This window comes from Streptomyces flaveus (assembly GCF_014647675.1).
In the GTDB taxonomy this organism is placed as follows: domain Bacteria; phylum Actinomycetota; class Actinomycetes; order Streptomycetales; family Streptomycetaceae; genus Streptomyces; species Streptomyces flaveus.
This window is the reverse complement of the sequence record NZ_BMPQ01000013.1, coordinates 182,068-203,572: the sequence shown is the minus strand read 5'-3', so window position 1 is coordinate 203,572 and position 21,505 is coordinate 182,068. Positions and strand designations below refer to the sequence as shown.

The 21,505-nt window shown below is 72.0% G+C and carries 4 protein-coding genes; 1 reads left to right on the top strand and 3 read right to left on the bottom strand.

Going from position 1 to position 21,505, the window contains the following annotated elements; genetic code table 11:
- Positions 1 to 96 precede the first annotated feature (96 nt).
- Positions 97 to 738, top strand: a complete 642-nt coding sequence (locus IEZ21_RS25445) for an isochorismatase family protein (protein WP_213089348.1) — start codon at positions 97 to 99, stop codon at positions 736 to 738.
- On the opposite strand, the gene IEZ21_RS25440 is transcribed toward IEZ21_RS25445, so the two are convergent.
- From IEZ21_RS25440 to IEZ21_RS25430, 3 genes are all read right to left on the bottom strand, one after another.
- Entirely contained in the window at positions 735 to 2,309 is a 1,575-nt protein-coding gene (locus IEZ21_RS25440; RefSeq protein ID WP_189324194.1) for an amidohydrolase, read from the bottom strand. The genes IEZ21_RS25445 and IEZ21_RS25440 overlap by 4 nt on opposite strands.
- Before the next feature lie 4 nt (positions 2,310 to 2,313).
- Positions 2,314 to 2,541, bottom strand: a complete 228-nt coding sequence (locus IEZ21_RS25435) for an MbtH family protein (RefSeq protein WP_033325065.1) — start codon at positions 2,539 to 2,541, stop codon at positions 2,314 to 2,316.
- A gap of 61 nt (positions 2,542 to 2,602) precedes the next feature.
- Positions 2,603 to 21,475: a non-ribosomal peptide synthetase gene (locus IEZ21_RS25430; RefSeq protein WP_189324193.1), complete on the bottom strand. Its 18,873-nt coding sequence runs from the start codon at positions 21,473 to 21,475 to the stop codon at positions 2,603 to 2,605.
- Positions 21,476 to 21,505 lie beyond the last annotated feature (30 nt).

Sequence of the window (21,505 nt, the reverse complement as noted above, 5' to 3'; positions counted from 1 at the left end):
GGAAGGCCTGCGGCCTCTCTTCCAGGGGCGCAGCACCCTTGATTAGGTTAGGCTAGCCTTACTAATCCGAGGGTAAGCATCAGGGAGGGACCCGCCATGGGTTTACCGGTCATCGACTCGTACCCCATGCCGGACCGTTCCGCGCTTCCCGCGTCGTCGCCGTCCTGGACGATCGACCCGGCGCGGGCCGCCCTGCTGGTGCACGACATGCAGAACCACTACGTGCAGGCGTTTCCGGCAGGCTCCTCCCCGGTCGTGGAGCTCATCGACAACATCACCACCCTGCGCGAACTCGCCGGCACCCTCGGCATGCCGGTGGTGTTCAGCGCGGAGCCGGTCCCGGAACCCGACGCCGCCTCGATCGTCCCGCAGCTCACGCCACGGGCGGGCGAACACCTGCTGGTCAACGTGCGGCACAACGCCTTTCTCCGCAGCCATCTCGGCCGGCTGCTGCGCTCCACCGGGCGGGACCAGCTGATCCTGTGCGGAGTGCGGGCGCACCTCGGCATACTGCTGACGGCGGCGGACGCCTTCATGCACGACATCCAGCCGTTCGTCGTGGCCGACGCGGTGGCGGACTTCTCCGCCGAGGACCACTCCATGGCGCTGCGGTGGATCGCGCGTACGGGCGTCGTGTGCACCACGAACCAGCTGCTGCGCGAACTCCTGCACAGCAGGGCCGCGCACGACACATCAGCCACGGTCCGGCCCGTTCATGAGCAGAGGCGCCCGGGTTAGCCGTTACTCTCCCGACTCCCCCGGCCGTCGACGTACGTCGTCACCACCTCGATGTCCCCGATGCGCGAGGTGTCGACCCGCCTCGGGTCGTCTCCCAGCACGACCAGGTCGGCGCGCTTGCCCGGGGTGAGAGAGCCCGCGACGGAGTCCCAGTGGCAGGCGTAGGCACCGCCGACGGTGTACGCCCGCAGGGCCTCGTCGACGGTGACGGACTCGTCCGGGCCGATCACCTGTCCCGACTCCGAAGCCCGCTCGACCATGAACTGGACGGCCCGCAGCGGCGATCCGTCCGCGACGGGCCGGTCGGAGCTGCCCACCAGCGTGATTCCGTGCTCGAGGAATCCCCTCCCCCGGTACATCCACGGTGCCCGTTCCTCGCCCATGATCGACGCGTAGTCGTCGCCGAAGTAGCGCAGGAAGTTCGGCTGGACCACGGCGCTCACGCCGAGCCGCGCCATGCGGGTCAGCTGGTCGGGCCGGATCAGTCCCGCGTGTTCGATGCGGTGCCGCGCGCCCGGTCGCGGCCGGAGGTGATGCGCCCGCTCCAGGGCGTCCAGGGCGACGTCGGCCGCGCGGTCGCCTATGGCGTGGACGGCGAGCTGCCAGCCGCCGAGATGGCCGGCCACGATCGTGTCGGCGAGCGCCTCGGGGTCGTCCTGCAACTGGCCTGCGTGGTCCAGGCCTTCGTACGGGCTGCTGAGCGCGGCCGTACGGGCCATCATGCCGCCGTCGGTGTAGATCTTCAGCGCGCCCACGGAGAGCCATTCGTCCCCGAAGCCGGTGCGCAGTCCGAGGTCGAGGGCGCGCGGGATGCCGTCGTCCTCGTGTGCGGCCACCTCCTTCAGCCGGTCCGCGGCCACCATGAGCTGCACCCGCAGCGGCAACTTCCCCTGCTCGCGGGCGAGTTGGTAGGCGCCCAGCTCGACCGGACTGTGTCCGAACAGGGCACCGCCGATGCCCGCCTCGGCGCAGGCCGTGACCCCCTCGGCCAGACAGACCCGGGCCGCGCGCCCGATCGCCTCCGCCAACTCCTCCTGGGAGTACGGCAGTCGCAGCGCCCGCGCGGCTCCCATGGCGCCCTCGGCGAGGAAGCCGTCCTCGTGCGGCACATGGGCGGGCAGCAGGTCCAGGACCGCGGTGTTGACCACACAACCGTGTCCGGAGTCGTGCAGCAGGTACACCTTGCGCCCCTCGCTGACCTTGTCCAGCTCGGTGGCGGTCAGATGGCGGCCCAGGGCCCGCTGGTCGTATCCGACGAGATGCGTCCAGCCGCCGGGCGGCGTGCCCGCCACGGCGGACGCGACAACCGCGAGTACGTCCTCGACCGAGGTGCACGGCGCCACGCTCGGGGTGGCCGCCTTGAAACCGGTCCACGCCAGGTGCACATGGCTGTCGATGAACCCGGGCAGCACGGTCGCGCCCTGGAGATCCACCACCCGGCGCGCGGGCAGCCCGGTCACCGCCTCGTCCAGGCCCACGATCCGGCCCTCCCAGATGCCCAGGTCGTGGGCGACGGGGTGGTCCGGGTCCATGGTCAGGATGTGCGCGTTGGTGAGTCTGGTGCTGAGCATCGGGTCAGCCGGTCCGCTCCATCCGCTCCACCAGACTCGTGGGTCGCATGTCGGTCCAGTTGGTCTCGATGTAGTCGAGGCACTCCTGACGTGGGCCGGGGCCGTGGGCGACGGTCCAGCCCGCCGGGACGTCCACGAAGTCGGGCCAGAGGCTGTGCTGGCCCTCGTCGTTGACGAGTACGGAGTAGACGCCGTCGGGGTTCTCGAACGGGTTGGTGTTGCCGCTGCTCATGCGGTGATCCTCCTGGGTGCGGGACTTGAGGGCAAGGGGCTGGGAGCTAGGGGGCAAGGGGCTAGGGACGGTGCTGGGTGCGGGTGACGAGGGCCTTCAGGGCACGGAACCAGGTCTCGGCCAGGTCGCGGACCGCCTCCTCGGACAGTACGGCCTCGGGCCAGGACCAGTGGGCGGCCAGGACGGGGCCGTCGGCGCGGTCCTCGGTCACGACGTTGATGCCGAGGGCGTGGCCCTCCCGCATCTCCGGTTCGGCGCCGATGTCCGCGACGTCCTCCTCCGGGGCGTACGACCAGTCCGTGTCCTCGGGGATGCCGAACCGGCCGAGGTAGTTGAACTCGATCGCCGGTGTCTCGAAGGCGGCGAGGACCGGTGCCGTACGGGGGTTGAGGTGGCGCAGCATGCCGTAGCCGACGCCGTTCGCGGGCAGCGAGCCGAGATGCCGTCGTACCGCGGCCACCGCCTCGTCCGCGGCCGGGCCGCCCTGGAGCGCGTCGTCCAGGTCGGCGGGGCCGGTGTCCAGGCGGACCGGGAAGACGCTGGTGAACCAGCCGACCGTACGCGACAGATCGGCGTCCCCCGCCAACTCCTCCTCGCGGCCGTGGCTTTCGAGGTCGACGAGGACCGGGCCCGGCGAGCCGTCCCCGTGGCGTCGCCGCCAGTCGGCCACGGCAAGGCCGAGGCCGGTGAGCAGGACGTCGTTGACGTTGGCGCCGAAGGCGGCGGGCACAGCCGAGAGCAGCGGGCCCGTCTGGTCGGCGGGCAGGCGCAGCGCCAGCTCCCGTACCGTGCCGACGGTGTCGCGGTCCGGGTCGAGCGGCCGGTCCAGCGGGAAGGGCGCGGCGCCGTCGAACACGCCGGTCCAGAACGGCAGTTCCGCCTCGCGGGCCGGGTCCTGGGCCAGCTCGGCCAGCTTGCGCGACCAGGTGCGGAAGGAGGTGTCGACGGGCGGCAGTTCCGCCGGGCGCCCGGCTGCGACGTCCTGCCAGGCGGCGGCCAGGTCGGGCAGCAGGACGCGCCAGGAGACGCCGTCGGTGACGAGGTGGTGGGCCATCAGGAGCAGCCTGCCCGGCTCACCGCCCGCGTCGAACCACACGGCCCGCACCATGGCACCGGCGTCCGGGTCGAGCGTCGCGCGGGCGGCATGGGCGCGTTCCGCGACCACCGTCCGCAGCGCCTCGGCGTCCAGCCCGGCGACGTCGACCCGCTCGATCCATGCCTCGGTGTCCACCGCGTCGGCGCCCGGGACCTCGATGGTCCAGTCATCCATCGCTGTGCGGACCAACGTGCCGCGCAGCATGGCGTGCCGGTCGGCCACGGCCCGCAGCACGGCGGCCAGCTTCGGCCGGTCCAGGGCGGCCGGAGTCCGGACGAGGGCGGCCTGGTGGTAGCCCTTGAAGGAGCCGCCGAGTTCGCGCAGCCAGTGCATGACCGGCGTCAGTGGCACGGTGCCGATGCCGTCGTCGGCCGGGCGGGCACCGGCTGCCTCGGGTCCGGCAGCCGTGGCTACCTCAGCGAGAGCGGCGACCGTACGGTGCCGGAACACCAGGCGCGGGGTGATCCGCACGCCCGCTGCCCGGGCCCTGCTGACGAGCTGCATGGCCACGATGCTGTCGCCGCCCAGGGTGAAGAAGTCGTCGTCGACGCCGACTTCGTCAAGGCCCAGTACGTCGGCGAAGACGCCGCACAGGGTCTTCTCCAGTTCCGTACTGGGAGCCCGGCCGGTGGAGACGGCGCTGAAGTCCGGGGCGGGCAGGGCGGCCCGGTCCAGCTTGCCGTTGGCCAGTGCGGGCAGCCGGTCCAGGAGTACGACGGCGGCCGGGACCATGTAGTCCGGCAACTGCCCGCCGACGTGCGCACGCAGCCGTCCGGCGTCGGGGAGCCGTCCGGCGACCGGAACGACGTACGCCACCAGCAGTTTCCGCGGGCCTTCCTGACGTACTGTCACCACAGCCTGGGCGACGTCGGGGTGGGAGGAGAGCACGGACTCGATCTCGCCGGGTTCGATCCGGAAGCCGCGGATCTTCACCTGGTCGTCGGCACGGCCCAGGTAGTCGATCTGTCCGTCGGCGGTCCATCGGGCCAGGTCGCCGGTCCGGTAAAGCCGCGAGCCGGGCGGCCCGAACGGGTCGGCGACGAAGCGTTCGGCGGTCAGCGCGGGGCGGCCCAGGTAACCGCGGGCCAGGCCGCCACCGGCCAGGTACAGCTCGCCCGTGACGCCGGGCGGCAGGGGCTGCAGCCGGTCGTCGAGTACGTACGCCCGGGTGCCCGCCACGGGTCGGCCGACGAGCGGCCGGTCGCTGTCGCGCACCCGCGCCACGAGGGCGTCGACGGTGGACTCGGTGGGCCCGTACAGGTTGAACGCCTCGGTGCCGGGCAGTTGCCCGAGCCGCTCCCACTGCGCCACCGGCACGGCCTCGCCGCCGACGCCGACGACGGCGAGCGGGCAGCTGCCGTCCTCGCGGACAAGACCCGTCTCCGCCATCTGCGCGAAGAACGACGGCGTGACTTCCAGGAAGTCGAAGCCGTGCTCGACGACGGCCGCCGCGAGCAGTTCGGGGTCGCGACGGGTCTCGTCCGACACCACATGGACGCAGTGCCCGTCGAGCAGCCACAACTGCGGTTGCCAGGAGGCGTCGAAAGAGAACGCCCAGGCGTGTCCGGCCCGCAGATGCCGCCGCCCTGTGGCCGCCTTGGCCGGTGCGTACAGGGTCTCGCGGTGGCTGTGGAAGAGATTGCCCACGGTCTCGTGGGTGACGACGACTCCCTTGGGGCGGCCGGTGGAACCGGAGGTGTAGATGACGTAGGCCGGGTGGCGCGGCGTCAGCGGTGTGGTGCGGTCGGTGTCGAGCAGGTTGGCGGGGTTCTCGCCCGCGAGCAGTTCCGCGGTCCGCGAGTCGTCGAGGAGAACGGACGGCGGGCCGTCCGGGGGCAGCAGCGGGGCGAGGTCCTTCGTGGTGAGGACGAGTACCGGGCGGGCGTCGTCGAGCATGTCGCGGGTGCGGCCCGCCGGGGCGTCCGGGTCGAGCGGCAGATAGGCGGCACCGGTCTTCTGCACCGCCAGGATGGCGAGCAGGGTGCGGGCGGTACGGGGCAGCGCCAGGGCGACGATCCGCTCGGGTCCGGCGCCTTGCGCGACCAGTAGCCGGGCGAGCCGGTTGGCCTTGGCGTTCAGCTGGGCGAAGGTCAGCCGGACGCCGTCGGAGGCCACGGCGGGGGCGTCCGGGGAGAGTCCGGCCTGCCGCTCGAAGAGGGCCGGGACGGTGGTCGGCGGGGCGAGTACGGGCCGGTCGTTCCACTCGGTGAGGATCCGCCGGCGTTCGGCGGCGCCGAGGACGTCGATGCGGGTGATCGGGGTGTCGGGGTCGGCGACGACCGCGCGCAGCAGGCGGATGAGCCGTTCGGCGAAGGTCTCGGCGGTGGTGTGGTCGAACAGGTCGGTGCTGTACTCCAGGACTCCGTCGACGCCTTCGTCGTCGGCCCGCTCCACGAAGTCGAAGGAGAGGTCGAACTTGGCGGTGGTCTGACCGATCTCCTCCCGCCGCGAGCGCAGCCCGGCGAAGCCGTCCTCGGCACCGCCCGCGGCGAGGTACACGACCATGACCTGGAACAGCGGGTGCCGCGCGAGCGAACGAGCGGGACTGAGCGCGTCCACCACCCGCTCGAACGGCACGTCCTGGTGATCGAAGGCGGCGAGGTCCGTCTCCCGTACACGGCCGAGGAGTTCGCGGAAGGTGGGGTCGCCCGCGGTGTCGGTGCGCAGCACCAGCGTGTTGAGGAAGAACCCGACCAGGTCCTCCAGCGCCTCCTCGGTGCGACCGGCGATCGGGCTGCCCAGCGGGATGTCCGTACCGGCTCCGAGCCGGGTAAGCAGCGCCGACACCGCGGCCTGCACAACCATGAACATGCTGACGTTGCCCGTCCGGGCCAGTTCGCGCAGCTCCGCCGCAAGCCGTGGGTCCAGCGGCATGTCCACGGTCCCGCCGCGGTAGCTGGCCTCCAGCGGACGCGGCCGGTCGACGGGGAGCGCGAGCTCCTCGGGGAGCCCTGCCAAATTCCGCTGCCAGAAGGCGAGTTGGCGGGCAGCCAGGCCGGCCGGGTCCTTCTCGTCGCCGAGCATCGCCCGCTGCCACAGGCTGAAGTCGGCGTACTGGACGGGCAGGAGTGCCCGGTCCGGGGTGCGGCCCGCGGCCCGTGCCGCGTACGCGTCGGTCAGGTCGCGGGTGAGCGGCCGGTCGGACCACTCGTCGCCCGCGATGTGGTGGAGCAGGAGCAGCAGTACGTGTTCGCCGTCGGCGACCTGGAACAGGCGGACGCGCAGCGGCGGTTCACGGTCGAGCTCGAAGCCGTACCCGGCGGCCTCGACGAGCCGCCCGTCCAGCTCCTCCTCGCTGGTGCGGATGACCTCCACCTGGATCCCGGCCTGCTGCGGGTCGAGGATCAACTGGTGGGCACGGCCGTCCTGTTCGGGGAAGACGGTGCGCAGCGGCTCATGCCGAGCGACCAGGTCGTCGACGGCAAGCCGGAGCGCGTCCGTGTCGAGCGCTCCGGAAAGCCGCCAGACGATCGGGATGTTGTACGTGGGGCTGGGGCCCTCCACCCGGTACAGCACCCACAGACGCTGCTGGGCGAAGGACAGGGGCAACCGCTCCGGCCGTTCCGGAGCAGCGGTCAGGACCGGGCGCGCGGGCTCGTCGGCGGCACCCGCCGTCTGCTCCGCGAGCCGGGCCACCGTCGGGGCCTCGAACACCGTGCGCAGCGCCAGCTCGACGCCCAGAGCCGCCCGTACGCGGCTGACCAGCCGCATGGCCAGGAGCGAGTGGCCGCCGAGCGCGAAGAAGTCGTCGTCGACACCGACCCGTTCCAGGCCCAGCACGTCCGCGAACAGTCCGCAGAGGATCTCCTCGCGCGGGGTGCGCGGAGCGGTGCCGCTGCCCGTTTCCGCCGTGAAGTCGGGGGCGGGCAGGGCCTTGCGGTCGAGCTTGCCGTTGGGGGTGAGCGGCAGAGCGTCGACGGCCACGAAGGCCGCGGGGACCATGTGTTCGGGCACGGCTGCCGCTGTGTGGGCACGCAAGGCGGCCGATTCAGGTGCCCGCTCCGAGGCCGGGACGACATACGCCACGAGCCGCTGGTCATGCGGAACGACGACGGCGTGAGCGACGGCCTCGTGCCGGGCGAGCACGGCCTCGACCTCGCCGAGTTCGATACGGAAGCCGCGGATCTTGACCTGGTCGTCGGTGCGGCCGAGATATTCGACTGTGCCGTCGGCCGTCCAGCGGGCCAGGTCTCCCGTGCGGTACATACGGGCGCCTGGTTCGCCGTACGGATCGGCGACGAACCGCTCGGCGGTCAGGCCGGGACGGTCGAGGTAACCCCGGGCGAGCTGGACGCCCGCCAGGTAGAGCTCTCCGGGGACGCCCGGAGGCACCGGACGCAGTCCGGCGTCCAGGACGTACACGCCGGTGTTCCACACCGGGCGGCCGATCGGCACGCTCTCCGCTTCCGGTCGCACCTCGATCGCGGTGACGTCGACGGACGCCTCGGTCGGGCCGTAGAGATTGTGCAGCTCGGCGGAGAGCACCTGGTGGAAGCGGTTCGCCAGCGGTACGGGCAGGGCCTCGCCGCTGCACATCACGCGGCGCAGACCGGTGCACCGCGCGGCGGAGGGCTCCTCGAGGAACAGCTGGAGCATCGACGGCACGAAGTGCACCGTCGTGACCTGCTGCTGCTGGATCAACTCGGCGAGATAGGCCGGGTCCTTGTGGCCTTCCGGCCGGGCCAGGACAAGAGTCGCCCCGGTGATCAGCGGCCAGAAGAACTCCCACACGGACACGTCGAAGCTGGACGGCGTCTTCTGCAACACCCGGTCGTCGCCGGTGAGTTCGTACGTGGCCTGCATCCACTGCAGACGGTTGACGATGCCCTGATGCGGCACCACCACGCCCTTGGGACGGCCTGTGGACCCGGATGTGTAGATGACGTACGCCGGGCTCAACGGGTCGTAGCTCAGGGGCAGTTCGCCTGCCGGTCCGTCAGGCAGGGCGTCGCGGATCACGCACACGGGACGGGCGTCCTCCACCATGAGGGCGAGCCGCTCCTCCGGGTAGTCGGCGTCCAGCGGCAGGTACGCCCCACCCGCGCGGTGCACCGCCAGCAGCGCCACCACGAGGTTCACCGAGCGGGGCAGCGCGACCGCCACCGTGCCCTCCGGGCCCACGCCCATGCCGGCCAGCACCCGCGCGGTGTGCTCGACGCGCGCGTCCAACTCGGCGTAGGTCAGCCGCTGTTCGCCGAGGACGAGGGCGAGCGCGTCGGGTGTGCGGGCCGCCTGGGCGCGGAACAGCTCCGGCAGGGTGGTCGGCTCTACCTCGTGCGCGGTGTCGTTCCACCGGCCGAGGACGGACTGCCGCTCGGACTCCTCCAGGACCTCCAAGTCCCGTACGGGCCGGTCCGGATCGCCCACCACCTGCTCCAGCAGCCGCACCAGACGCCCGGCCAGCCGCTCGGCGGTCGTCGCGTCGCACAGGTCTGCCGCGTATTCCAGGAGCAGCACCAGGCGGTCCCGGCCCGCCTCGTCCACGAAGGTGAAGTGGAGGTCGAACTTGGCCATGCCCGTGTCCATGTCGAACCACTCGGTCGGCATGCCGAGCACGTCCGGATCGCCGTCGGGCCGGTAGTGGTATCCGAGCATGACCTGGAAGAGCGGGTTGCGCCCGGCCACGCGCGCCGGGTTGACCGCCTCGACCACCTGGTCGAAGGGCAGGTCCTGGTGCTCGAACGCCTCCAGCGCCGACTCCCTCACTCGCCCGAGGAGTTGACGGAAGGTGAGGTCACCGCCGGACAGACCGCCGCTGGAAAGATCGGTACGCAGGACAAGCGTGTTGACGAAGAAGCCGACCAGATCGTCGAGCGCGTCGTCCGTACGGCCCGCGATGGGTGCGCCGAGCGGAATGTCGTCCCCGGCACCGAGCCGGTGCAGCAACGCGGCGGTGGCAGCCTGGAACAGCATGAACATGCTGGTGCCCGTGGCGGCGGACAGCTCGCGCAGTTCCCTGCCGGTGTCGGTGGGCAGTTCGAAGCGGACCTTGCCGCCGCGGCCCGTGGGCTCGGCCGGGCGGGGCCGGTCGAGGGGCAGGGTCAGTTCCTCCGGGAGGGCGCGCAAGGCCTCGGTCCAGTGGGCGAGTTGCTCCTCCCCGAGCCGACCGCCGAGCAGGGTGTCCTGCCAGAGGGTGTAGTCGGCGTACTGCACCGGGAGCGGTGCCCACTCCGGTTCGCGGCCCTCGCGACGAGCCTGGTACGCGGTGGTGAGGTCGTTGAGGAACGGCCGGTCGGACCACTCGTCGGTGGTGATGTGGTGCAGGACCACGGCCACGACATGGTCGGCCGGAGCGATCCGGAACACCTCGCAGCGCAGCGGGAGTTCACGGCTGAGGTCGAAGGGGCAGCGCTGGGCCGTCTCGATCAGAGTGGGCAGGGCGCCTTCGGCGCAGTCCGTGACAGTGAACGAGGGCTCGCCCTCAGCCGCCGGGACGATCCGCTGATACGGCTCGCCATCCTCCTCGAGGAACACGGTGCGCAGCGCCTCGTGCCGGCCGGCCACGTCCCGCAGGGCGGCTCGCAGCGCGTCCAGGTCGAGTTCGCCGCGGAGCCGGAAGACCAGCGGGAAGTTGTACGCGACGCCGCTGCCGGTGATCTGTTCCACCAGCCACAGCCGCCGCTGGGCGGCCGACAGCGGAATGCGCTCGGGCCGGTCGGCGACAGGCGCGACGGCCGGGCGGGCCGGTCGTCCGCCGTCGCCGCGGGCGGCGATCAGTTCCGGTGTCGGCGCCTCGAAGAGGTCGCGGATCGCCAGTTCGGCGCCCAGCTCGGTGCGGGCCCGGCTGATCAGCCGGGTGGCGAGCAGGGAGTGGCCGCCGAGGTCGAAGAAGCCGTCCTCGGCGCCGACTTCGGGCAGGCCGAGTACCTCCGCGAAGAGCCGGCAGAGCACCTCCTCCTCGGGAGTGCGCGGCCCTCGTCCGGTGCCGAGCGCGACGGCCGGTTCGGCTTCGGGCAGGGCGCGCACGTCGAGCTTGCCGTTGTCGTTCATGGGCAGCCGGTCGAGGGTGACGAAGGCGGCCGGGACCATGTAGTCGGGCAAGCACTGCTTGAGGTCCTCGCGGAGCTGCCGGACCAGGCTGTTCGCGTCGCGCGCGGCGGTCGGCTCATTGGCGTACGGGGCTTCCCCGCCGCCGGGGAGATACAGGCCGGCCGTAAGCCCAGTGGCCTCACTGCCGTCGTCGGCCAGGAACACGGCGTCGTACGTGCCCACTTCGCGGGACCACGTGGTCAGCACGCGGCAACCGCGTTCGGCACCGAGGTCGTGCAGCGTCTGCGGGTCCACTCCCCCGTCGGCTCCGATACGGGCGTCGGGGACACCGGCGAGACGCAGCGGGGCCGTGGCGACGAGCTCCGCCAGGTCGAGGTCCCCGGTGAAGTCGACGACCGGGACGTCGTCGAGACGCAGGGCGGGATCGCCCGCGTACAGAACGGCGTCATAGCGGTAGCGGCTGAGCTCGTTGTGGTGGCGGGCGCGCTTCGTACGGAGGTCGACTCCGTAGCCGAGGGTGGTGAAGTAGTCGGGATCGACGAGGAGTTCCTTCTCCAGGCGCAGTCCGCGCTCGACTGCCCTGCCCAGAGCGTCACCGGTCACGCCGCGCGCGAGCTGGATCTCCGTCTGGAAGGTGCGGGCGAGCCGCAGGTTGCGTACGTCGCCGACGAAGAGCGCGCCGCCGGGGGCGAGCAGTTCCATGGCGCCCTGGATCACCGACGTGAGGTAGTCGATGCTCGGGAAGTACTGGATGACGGAGTTGATGACGATCGTGTCGAAGTAGCCGTCGCCGGGCAGTCCGGTGAGGTCGTCGGCGGGCTGGGCGCGGAGCGTGACCTTGGCGGCGAGTTCCGGGTCCTGGCGCAGGTCCTCGCCGATCTTGCGGATGACGGGGGCGGCGAAGTCGGTGGCCCAGTAGGCCTCGGCCCGCGGTGCGAGCTGGGACAGCAGCAGGCCCGAGCCGACGCCGATCTCCAGGATCCGCCGGGGCCGCAGCGAACCGATGCGTTCGACGGTGGCCTCGCGCCACTCCCGCATGTGGTCGAAGGGGATGGGCTGCCCGTCGTACGAGGAGTCCCAGCCGGCGTAGTCCTCGGTGAAGACGGCGGTGCTGATCTCCTCGTACTCGTCGGAGTAGATCTCCTGCCATTCGCCGACCTGTTCGCGCTCGGCGGTGTCCCGGTCCCCGCCGGTGGGCCGGTCGGGGACGACATAGCCGACGAGCCGGTCGTCGCGGACGAGGACGGCGGCCTGGGCCACCCTGGGGTGCTGGGCGAGCGCGGTCTCGATCTCGCCGAGTTCCACCCGGTAGCCGCGGATCTTGACCTGGTCGTCGGTGCGGCCCAGGAAGTCCAGGTTGCCGTCGGCGCGACGGCGCACCAGGTCGCCGGTGCGGTACATGCGCTCGCCGGGCTCACCGAACGGGTCGGCGACGAAACGTTCGGCGGTCAGGCCCGGCCGGTCGAGGTAGCCGCGGGCCAGGCCGATGCCGGCGATGTAGAGCTCGCCGGGCACGCCGTCCGGGACCGGTCGCAGCCAGCCGTCCAGGATGTGGGCGCGGGTCCCGCGGATCGGACGCCCGACCGTCGGGGTCGCGCTGTCGAGGGTGCCGCCGCCGAGGGTGTTGATGGTGTATTCGGTCGGCCCGTAGAGGTTGTAGCCGTAGGTGCCCTCGGTGTCGCGCAGCCGGTTCCACACCGTCTCCGAGACGGCCTCGCCGCCGAGCAGCACCAGTGGCGGCCGGTGGCCCTCCAACAGGCCCTGCTCGATGAGGAGATGGGCGTATGTGGGGGTGACGTTGACGACGTCCACGCGATGGGTTTCGCAGTACGCGACCAGGGCCTCGGCGTCACGCCGCAGCTCCTCGTCGCAGATGTGCACCTCATGCCCCTCGACCAGCCACAGCAGCTCCTCCCACGACATGTCGAAGGCGAAGGACACCGTGTGCGCGATACGCAGCCGACGGCCGCCCGCCGAGGCGATGGCCGGTTCGAAGATCTCCCGCTGATGGTTGAGCTGCATATTGGTCAGGCCGCGGTACGGCGTGACGACGCCCTTGGGGCGGCCGGTGGAGCCGGAGGTGTAGATGACGTACGCCGGGTGCTCCAGGCTGAACACCTGGCGCGTCAAGTCGCCCGGGAACGCGGCCAGTTCGGCCGTCACCGCCGGGTCGTCGAGCAGCACGCGCGGGCTGTCGGGGGCAGCCCCCTCCAGTCGTGCGGCGACCGCCCGCGTGGACAGGATCAGCGTCGGCCGGGCGTCGTCGAGCATCGTGACGAGCCGGTCGTCCGGGTAGTCCAGCTCCAGCGGCAGATACGCGGCTCCGGTGCGCAGTACGGCGAACAGGGCGACGACCATGTCCAGGGACCGGGGCAGCCCGAGGGCGACGACCTTCTCGGGCGCGGCACCGCGGGCGAGCAGCAGCCGGGCCATGCGGTTGATACGGGTGTCGAGTTCGGCGTACGAGAGCGTCGTTTCGCCGAAGACGAGCGCGGTGTCCTCGGGAGTGGCGGCGGCCTGCGCGGCCAGCAGGTCGGCGATGGTGTCCTCGGGGTCGGGGACACGGCTCGCGGCCCGCTCGCGCTCCAACTCGGCATGCTCGGCGGGCAGCAGCGGATCGAGGCCACCTACAGGGGCGTCCAGGTCCTGGGCCAGCCGCTCCAGCAGAAGCGTGAAGCGGTCGAGCAGGTCCTGGGCCTGCCGCCCACCGACGACGTCGGCCCGGTGGGTGAGAGTGACCTGGATGCGCTGCCCCGGCGTGACGACCAGGTTCACGGGATAGTGCGTCGCGTCGACGTTCGCGACGGCTCGGGCGCCGTGCCGGTCGGCCAGCTCGGCGAGCCGTTCCTCCGTGTCGCTGTTGCGCAGCACGAAGAGAGTGTCGAACAGCCGACGGTGGCCGGTCTCGGCCTGGAGGACGCCCAGGCCGAGGTACTCGTACGGCATCACGGCAAGGCGTTCGTCCTGGACGCGCCGCAGCAGGCCGAGCACGGGCTCGGCGGGGTCGTAGGCGATCCGGGCGGGGACGGTGTTGAGGAACATGCCGATGACGTTCTCGATGTCCGGCACCTCGCTCGGCCGGCCCGCGACGGTGGTTCCGAAGACCACGTCGGTACGGCCGGTCGCGCTCGCCAGGGTCAGCCCCCAGGCGGCGGTGAGCACTGTGTTGAGGGTCAGTCCGTGCTGGCGTGCGGCGTCCCGCAGCCGCTCGCCCAGGTCCGCCGGAAGGACGGCATCCAGGCTCTCCGGGATGTCCGGCTCCAGGCCCTGGTCGGCGGCGGCGAGCAGGGTGGGCTCGTCCAGACCGGCGAGGGCCGTACGCCAGGCGCGGGTGGCGACGGCGGTGTCCTGGGCCTCCAGCCAGGTGAGGTAGTCGCGATACGAGCCGGGCGCGGGCAGGGCGCTCGCGTCGCCCCCGGACTCGTACAGGGCGAAGAGCTGGTCCAGGAAGACCCAGGCCGACCAGCCGTCCCACAGCAGCAGATGCCGGCCGACGACCAGCCGGTCACCGCGCTCCTCGCCGAGCCGTACGAGCAGCATCCGGAACAGCAGCGGCCGGGTCAGGTCGAAGCGGCGGGTGCGCTCCTCGTCCATCAACTCCCGTAGCCGCACGTCCTGTTCGGCGGCGGGCAGCCCGGACAGGTCGACCTCGTGGAGCGGGATCTCCGGATCGCGCACGATGAACTGCACCGGCTGGCGCAGGCCTTCGCTGGTGAACCCGGCGCGCAGGCTGGGGTTGCGCTCCAGCAGGACGCGGGCCGCGGTGCGCAGCCGGTCCGCCTCGAGGGGCGTGGCGAAGTCGAACGACTCATGGACGGTGTAGACGTCCAAGGCGCTGTCGTCGTACGTCGAGTGGAAGAACAGCCCCTCCTGGAGCGGGGCCAGCGGCCAGACGTCCTCGACGGGGTACGGGCTGAGCCGGTGGACTCGCTCGGTTTCCTCGGCGGTGAGGGAGAAGGCGGAGGTCAGCGTGCGGGCCGAGGCCACGGGGACGGCCGCCGCGGCGAGGGCCGCGGGCGTGCGGTGCTCGAAGACGTCCCGCGGATTGAGCTCCAGGCCCGCCCTGCGGGCGCGGCTGGAGACGCCGATCGAGGTGATGCTGTCGCCGCCGAGCATGAAGAAGTCGTCGTCGATGCCGACGCCGTCGAGCTTCAGCACGGCCGCGAAGATCTCGGTGAGGGCGCGCTCGCGCTCGTCGCGCGGGGCGCGCGCCTCGGCGCGTACGGTCTGCGGCGCGGGCAGTGCGGCCCGGTCGAGCTTGCCGCTGGGGGCCAACGGCAGGGCGTCCAGGACGACATAGGCGCCGGGCACCATGGGAGCGGGCAGCGAATCGGCGAGCGCGGCCTGGAGTTCCGCGGGCTCCGGCCGGACGTCGCGGGCGGGGACGACGTACGCGATCAGGGTGCTGCCCGCGACGGTCACGGCGGCCTGGGCGACGGCTGACTGTCGGCCCAACGCGGCCTCGATCTCGCCGAGTTCGATGCGGTTGCCGCGGATCTTGACCTGGCGGTCGGTGCGGCCCAGATACTCGACGGTCCCATCGGCACAGCGGCGCACCAGGTCACCCGTGCGGTACATGCGCTCGCCGGGCCCGCCGTACGGATCGGCCACGAACCGCTCGGCGGTCAGGCCGGGGCGGGCGTGATAGCCGCGCGCCAGCTGAACGCCGGTCAAGTACAGCTCGCCGGGGGTGCCTTCGGGCACGGGGCGCAGGCAGGAGTCCAGCACGCGCAGGCCGGTGTTCCACACCGGGCGGCCGATGGGCACGGTGGTGCCGGGTGTGCCGTCGTACGGGTGGTACGTGACGTCGACGGCGGCCTCGGTGGGGCCGTACAGGTTGTGCAGCGGTACCCCGGTGAGCTCGCGCCAGTGGGACGCGGCGGCGACGGGCAGCGCCTCGCCGCTGCTGAAGACGCGGCGCAGGGAGGCGGCCCAGGCCGGGTCGGCGGTGATCTCCTCGGACTGCAGGAAGGCTTCGAGCATCGAGGGCACGAAGTGCAGGGTGGTGACGCCCTGTTCGCGGATCAGCTCGGCCAGGTACACCGGGTCGCGGTGCCCGTCGGGGCGCGCGAGGACGACTGCGGCGCCCTCGCACAGTGCCCAGAAGAACTCCCAGACACTGACATCGAAGCTGGCGGGGGTCTTCTGCAACACGCAGTCGTCGGGGGCAAGTTGGTACTCGCCCTGCATCCAGGCCAGGCGGTTGATGATGGCACGGTGGGTGACAACTACGCCCTTGGGACGGCCGGTTGAGCCGGAGGTGTAGATCAGGTAAGCCGGGTCGTCGGGACGCGCGGGAACGGAGACGGACGCGGCTTCAGGCACGTACTCGGCCGGGGTGTCCACCAACAACGGTGTGAGTCCGGGGACTTCGGGCAGCCGGGGAACGGTGGCCGTCGTGGTGACGACCGTCGCCGCTCCGGAGTCGGTGAGCATGTGCGTCACGCGGTCGGCCGGGTAGTCCACGTCGACCGGGAGGTAGGCGGCGCCGGACTTGAGCACACCCAGCAGGGCGACCATGAGTTCCGTCGAGCGCGGTACGGCGACCGCGACGACCGCGCCGGGACGGGCGCCCCGGGCTCGGAGCCGTGCTGCCAACTCCTCGGCGCGGGCGTCGAGTTCGCGATACGTGAGCGTCTCGTTCTCGTACACCACAGCGGTGGCCTGGGGGCTACGGGCGGCTTGGGCCTCGAAGGCGGCGGCCAGCGTCGTCTCGGGTACGTCGCGTCGTTCGCCGGCCGGGTGGGCGAGGGACAGTTCCTCCGCAGAGAGCAGTTCCAGGGCGGCGGCCGGTTGTCCGGGGTCGGCGGCGAGGGCGCCCAGGATCCGGGTGAGCCGGTCCGCGATCCGGTGCACGCTCTCGGCGTCGAGCCGCTGGGCGTGGTGCTTCAGGCGCAGATCGAGTCGGCGGCCCGGCTTCACGATCAGGGCGAGCGGGTAGTGCACGGCGTCGTGGAACTCGTGGCCCGTGACGTGGACGGTGCCGGAGGGGTCGGTGAGGCCGGTCGCGGACGGGTAGTTCTCGAAGACGACCAGGGTGTCGAAGAGTTCGCCGCTGCCCGCGAGCCCGGCGACCCGCTGAAGCTCCGCGAGGCCGAGGTGCTGGTGGTCCAGCAGCCGCGCCTGCTCGTCCTGGAGCCGGCCGAGCAGCTCGGCGAGGGTGTCGGCGGGCTCCCAACAAAAGCGCGTGGGCAGGGTGTTGATGAACAGCCCGACCATGGACTCGATGCCCTCGACCTCGGCGTCACGGCCGGAGACGGTGGTGCCGAACACCACGTCCTGCCGGGCCGTCAGCCGCCCGATCAGCAGACCCCAGGCGCTCTGCACGACCGTGCCGAGAGTCACCCCGAGCTCCCGAGCACGCGCCGCAAGGCGGGCGGTGACCTGCTCGGACAGCTCGACGCGCACCTGCGCGGGCTCGATCGGCGTACCGTCGGCGGGCGCCTCGACCAGCCGCGTGGGCTCGTCGAGACCGGCGAGCACGGTGCGCCAGGCCTCGCGGGCGGCGTCGCGGTCGGCGGTGGCCAGGCGACGCAGATACGCGTCGTACGGCGCGACTTCAGGCAGCGGAGCCGGAGTGTCCCCGTAGCAGGCCATCAGCTCGCGGTGCAGTACCGGCAGGGACCAGCCGTCGGCGATGATGTGATGGAACGTCAACAGCAGTCGGCTGTGGTTCTCGCCGAGCCGCACGAGCGCGCAGCGCACCAGCGGCGGGCGGGCGAGGTCGAAGCGGCGGGCACGTTCGTCGGCGGCTACCGCGCCGGCGAGCGACGGCCGCACCCCTGCCTCCTGCGTGAACAGGTCCACCTCGCGCCAGGGCAGCTCAAGGCGGTCGGCGACGATCTGCACCGGGCGGCCGTCGGCGAGCGGGCGGAAGCAGGCGCGCAGCGGGGCGTGCCGCTCCAGGACGCGCTGGGCGGCCCGGCGCAGGGTCTCGCCGTCGACCGGGCCCGACAGTTCGAGGGCCTGCTGGACGACGTACGCGTCGCGATCGGCGCCGTCGACGAGGGAGTGGAAGTAGAAGCCCTCCTGGAGCGGGCTCAGCGGCAGCAACTCCTGGACGCCGACCGGGTGTTCACCTTGCAGCTCGGCGAGTTCGGCTTCCGTGAGCCGGACGAGCGGGGTGTCCTCCTCGGTGTCCGGCGCGTCGGTCCGTACGTCGGCGGCTTCGGCCAGGGCCGCGACCGTACGGTGCCGGAAGACGTCGCGGGAGCTGAGACGCAGTCCGGCCCGGCGGGCGTGGACGAGGAGCTGGATGGCGGTGATGCTGTCACCGCCGAGGGCGAAGAAGTCGTCGTCGATGGTGACCGAGCGCAGGCCGAGGACCTCGGCGTAGGCCGCGCACAGCAGTTCCTCGCGGGCGTCGCGCGGCGGGCGGCCGGAGCTGAGGGCGCCGTAGTCGGGGGTGGGCAGCGCGGCCGAGTCGAGCTTGCCGCTGGGGGTGACCGGGAGGCGGTCAAGGGGGACGACGGCGGCCGGGACCATGTACTCCGGGAGCCGGTCGGCCGCGTACGAACGCAGCGTCCTCATCAGGGCGTTCACGTCACGGAAGGGCGCGGGGCGGTTGGCGTGCGGGACCGTGCCGGACGGGTGGTACAAGCGGCCGTCGTACGGGGCGTCACCGAGGGCGAACAGCACATCGAGGCTGCCGTCGTCGGCGGAACCGTTCCAGGTGACGGCGACCCGATGCCCGTGCCGGGATGCGAGGGCATGGAACGCCTCCGGATCCGGCGCGCCGGCGGACGTGACGGTGCGACTGCGGCCGTCCAGGGTCGCCAGCGCGGCCAGGTCCTCGGCGAGCCGGACGTTCGGCACGCCCACGACCCGGAGCATGGACGGCCCCTCGCCCAGGCGGGCGTCGAGGTCGTCCAAGCCACCGAGGTCGGCCCAGGCGATCTCGTCGCTGTCGGCCGGAGCCGAAGCGGCGGCGGCCCGCTTGGTGAGCACCACGTCATAGCGGTACCGGGTCAGCTCGTTGTGATGGGCTCCGCGCTTGACGCGGATGTCGGCGTCGAAGCCGTCGAGCGCGGCGAAGAAGTCGGGGTCGAGCAGCAGCTCCCCCTCCCAAGCCACCGACCGCTCCACGGCGGTGCGCAGGGCCTGCTTGTCCTCCGGGTCGTCGGCGCGGCGGGTCTCCACGGCCGCGCGCAGGCAGCGCAGCAGACGGGCGTTGCGGACGTCACCGATGAACAGCCGGCCGCCGGGCGCCAGCAGTTCCGCGGCGGCGCCCAGTACCTCGGCGAGGTAGTCGGTGCTCGGGAAGTACTGGGCGACGGAGTTGATGACGACGGTGTCGAAGTAGCCCTTCGGCAGCCCGGAGGTGTCGTGCGCGGGCTGGGCGCTCAGGCGGACCCGGTCGACCAGTTCCGGCACCGCCTCGACCTGGGTGCGCAGGGCGCGTACGGCCTCTTCGGAGAGGTCGGTGCCCCAGTACGCCTCACACCCGGGCGCGACACGGGAGAGGATCAGTCCGCTGCCGACGCCGATCTCCAGGACCCGGCGGGGTGTCAGTTCCTCGATACGGGCGACGGTGGCGTCACGCCATTCCCGCATCTCGTCGACGGGGATGGGCAGGCCGTCGTACATGCTGTTCCAGCCCGCGAAGTTCTCGCGAAAGCCCGCCGAGCTGTCCCGGCGGCCTTCGGATCCGGCCGCCGAGTAGAGCAGTTCGTGCAGGTCCTTCCACTCCTGGACCTGCTCGGTCTCGTCCCCGGCCGCCTCGGCGTCCAGGGAAGGCACGACATAGGCGGCCAGCCTGCGGTCGCCGGGCCGGTCCTCACGCACCACGACCGCCGTCTGGTCGACGGCCGGGTGGCCGCGCAGTACGGACTCGATCTCGCCGGGTTCGATGCGGAAGCCGCGGATCTTCACCTGGGAGTCGGCCCTGCCGAGGAACTCAAGGCGCCCGTCGGCCTTCCAGCGCACCAGGTCGCCGGTGCGGTACAGCCGCTCGCCGGGCGCCCCGAACGGGTCCGCGACGAACCGCTCGGCCGTCAGGTCCGGCCGCCCCAGATAGCCGCGGGCCAGGCCCGCGCCGCCGAGGTAGAGCTCGCCCGCCACGCCCGCCGCGACGGGCTTCAGCCGGGCGTCGAGGACGTAGGCGCGAGTTCCGGGGTCGGGGACGCCGATGGGCACGATGGTGCCGGCGGGGGTGTCGGGGTCGCAGAGGCCGAGGGTGGAGTTGGTGGTCGCCTCGGTCGGGCCGTACGCGTTGAACATCATCCGGCCGCGCGCATAACGCCCGACGAGTTCGGGCGAGACGCGTTCGGTGCCGGCGAGGAGGGTGGCGGGCGGCAGTTCGATGTCCTCGGGCATGGCCGCGAGCAGGGCCGGCGGGAGGATCATGAAGGTGATGCCGTGGGCGTGCGCGTACTCGGCGAGTGGTGCGCCCGGCACCCGGCACTCGGTCGGTACGACGACGAGCCGGCCGCCGGAGAGCAGTCCGAGGCACAGGTCCCAGAACGCCACGTCGAAGCTGGGCGAGGCGAACTGCAGCACCCTGCTGTGCGGGCCGATGCCGAACCGTTCGATCTGCGTCGCGACCAGCTTGGCGACGCCCGCGTGCGAGAGCATCACGCCCTTGGGGCGGCCGGTGGAGCCGGAGGTGTAGATCACGTAGGCGGCGTTGCCGGTGGACAGCGCTTCGGGGGTGGGATCGTGCGCCGGGCGCTGCCCCAACTCCCGTACGGTGTCGGGCTCGTCGAGGATCAGGCGGTCCATGCCGTCGCTCGGCGGGATGTCGGCGGCGACCTCGGTGGTGGTGACCAGGCAGGCGGGGGCCGCGTCGGTGAGCATGTAGGAGATGCGGTCCGCCGGGTAGTCGGTGTCCACCGGCAGGTAGGCGGCGCCGGACTTGAGTACGGCGACCTCGGCGATGATCAGTTCGGCCGAGCGGGGCACCGCGAGCGCGACGACCCGTTCGGGTCCGGCGCCGCGGGCGATGAGGGCGTGGGCGAGCCGGTTGGCGCGCTCGTCGAGCTCGGCGTAGGTCAGTTGGGCGTCCTCGAAGACGAGGGCGACGGCGTCCGGGCGCAGGCGTACCTGCTCGGCGAACAATTCCGGCCAGGTGCGTGACGGAACGTCGTGCTCGGTGTCGTTCCACTCCTCGACGATGCGGTGGCGTTCCTCGGCGGCGAGCAGTTCCAGTTCACCGACGGGAGTGTGCGGCCGGGTGAGGGCGTCGGCCAGCAGGGTCGCGTAGTGGTCCGCGATGCGCTCGGCGGTCGCGGCCTCGAAGAGATCCTGACGGTAGGTCACGCGCACTTCGCCTGCGGAGACTTCGCCGTCAGAGACGTCCGCAGCGACTTCGCCGGCGGTGACTTCGAGCGTGACGTCCAGCGGGCCGGCCGATGCGGTGTCCCCGAAGGCCGTGTTGAACAGCAGACCGTCGCCGCGGGTGGGCTCCGGACTCAACTGGGCGATGAGCGTGGACAGTTCGACCCGGTGGTCCCGGGCCTCCGCACAGGCTTCGGCCACCCGGCGCACCAGTTCGGTGAACTCCATGCCGCCGTCCAGGGCGACCCTGACCGGCAGGCCGTCGTACCCGACGGTGATGTCCCGCGCGCCGCTGTAGCGGTGCAGCACCGCGACATACGCGGACAGCAGCGTCGCCTCGTCGGCCGCGGTGCCCAACGGGCGACTCACCGCCCCCTGTTGCCCGCCGGGCCGCAGGGGATACGGGAAGTCGACCGGGAGGGCTGTCTCCTGAGGAAGCGGGTCGAGCCGTCGACTCCAAAAAGTCTGTACTTCGTTGTCGTCGATGCCTGACACACGCTCTACAAAACCGGACACAGCTGACCGTGCCTCCCGGATGTGCGGAACCGGCTCTGCCGGAGGACCGCAGGTCATACTAAGGTAAGGATTACCTAACCAAAAGAC

Coding starts and splice junctions, on each gene's coding strand:
- IEZ21_RS25435 (WP_033325065.1), bottom strand. CDS start 2,541: ATGAGCAGCGGCAACACCAACCCGTTCGAGAACCCCGACGGCGTCTAC.
- IEZ21_RS25445 (WP_213089348.1), top strand. CDS start 97: ATGGGTTTACCGGTCATCGACTCGTACCCCATGCCGGACCGTTCCGCG.
- IEZ21_RS25430 (WP_189324193.1), bottom strand. CDS start 21,475: ATGACCTGCGGTCCTCCGGCAGAGCCGGTTCCGCACATCCGGGAGGCA.
- IEZ21_RS25440 (WP_189324194.1), bottom strand. CDS start 2,309: ATGCTCAGCACCAGACTCACCAACGCGCACATCCTGACCATGGACCCG.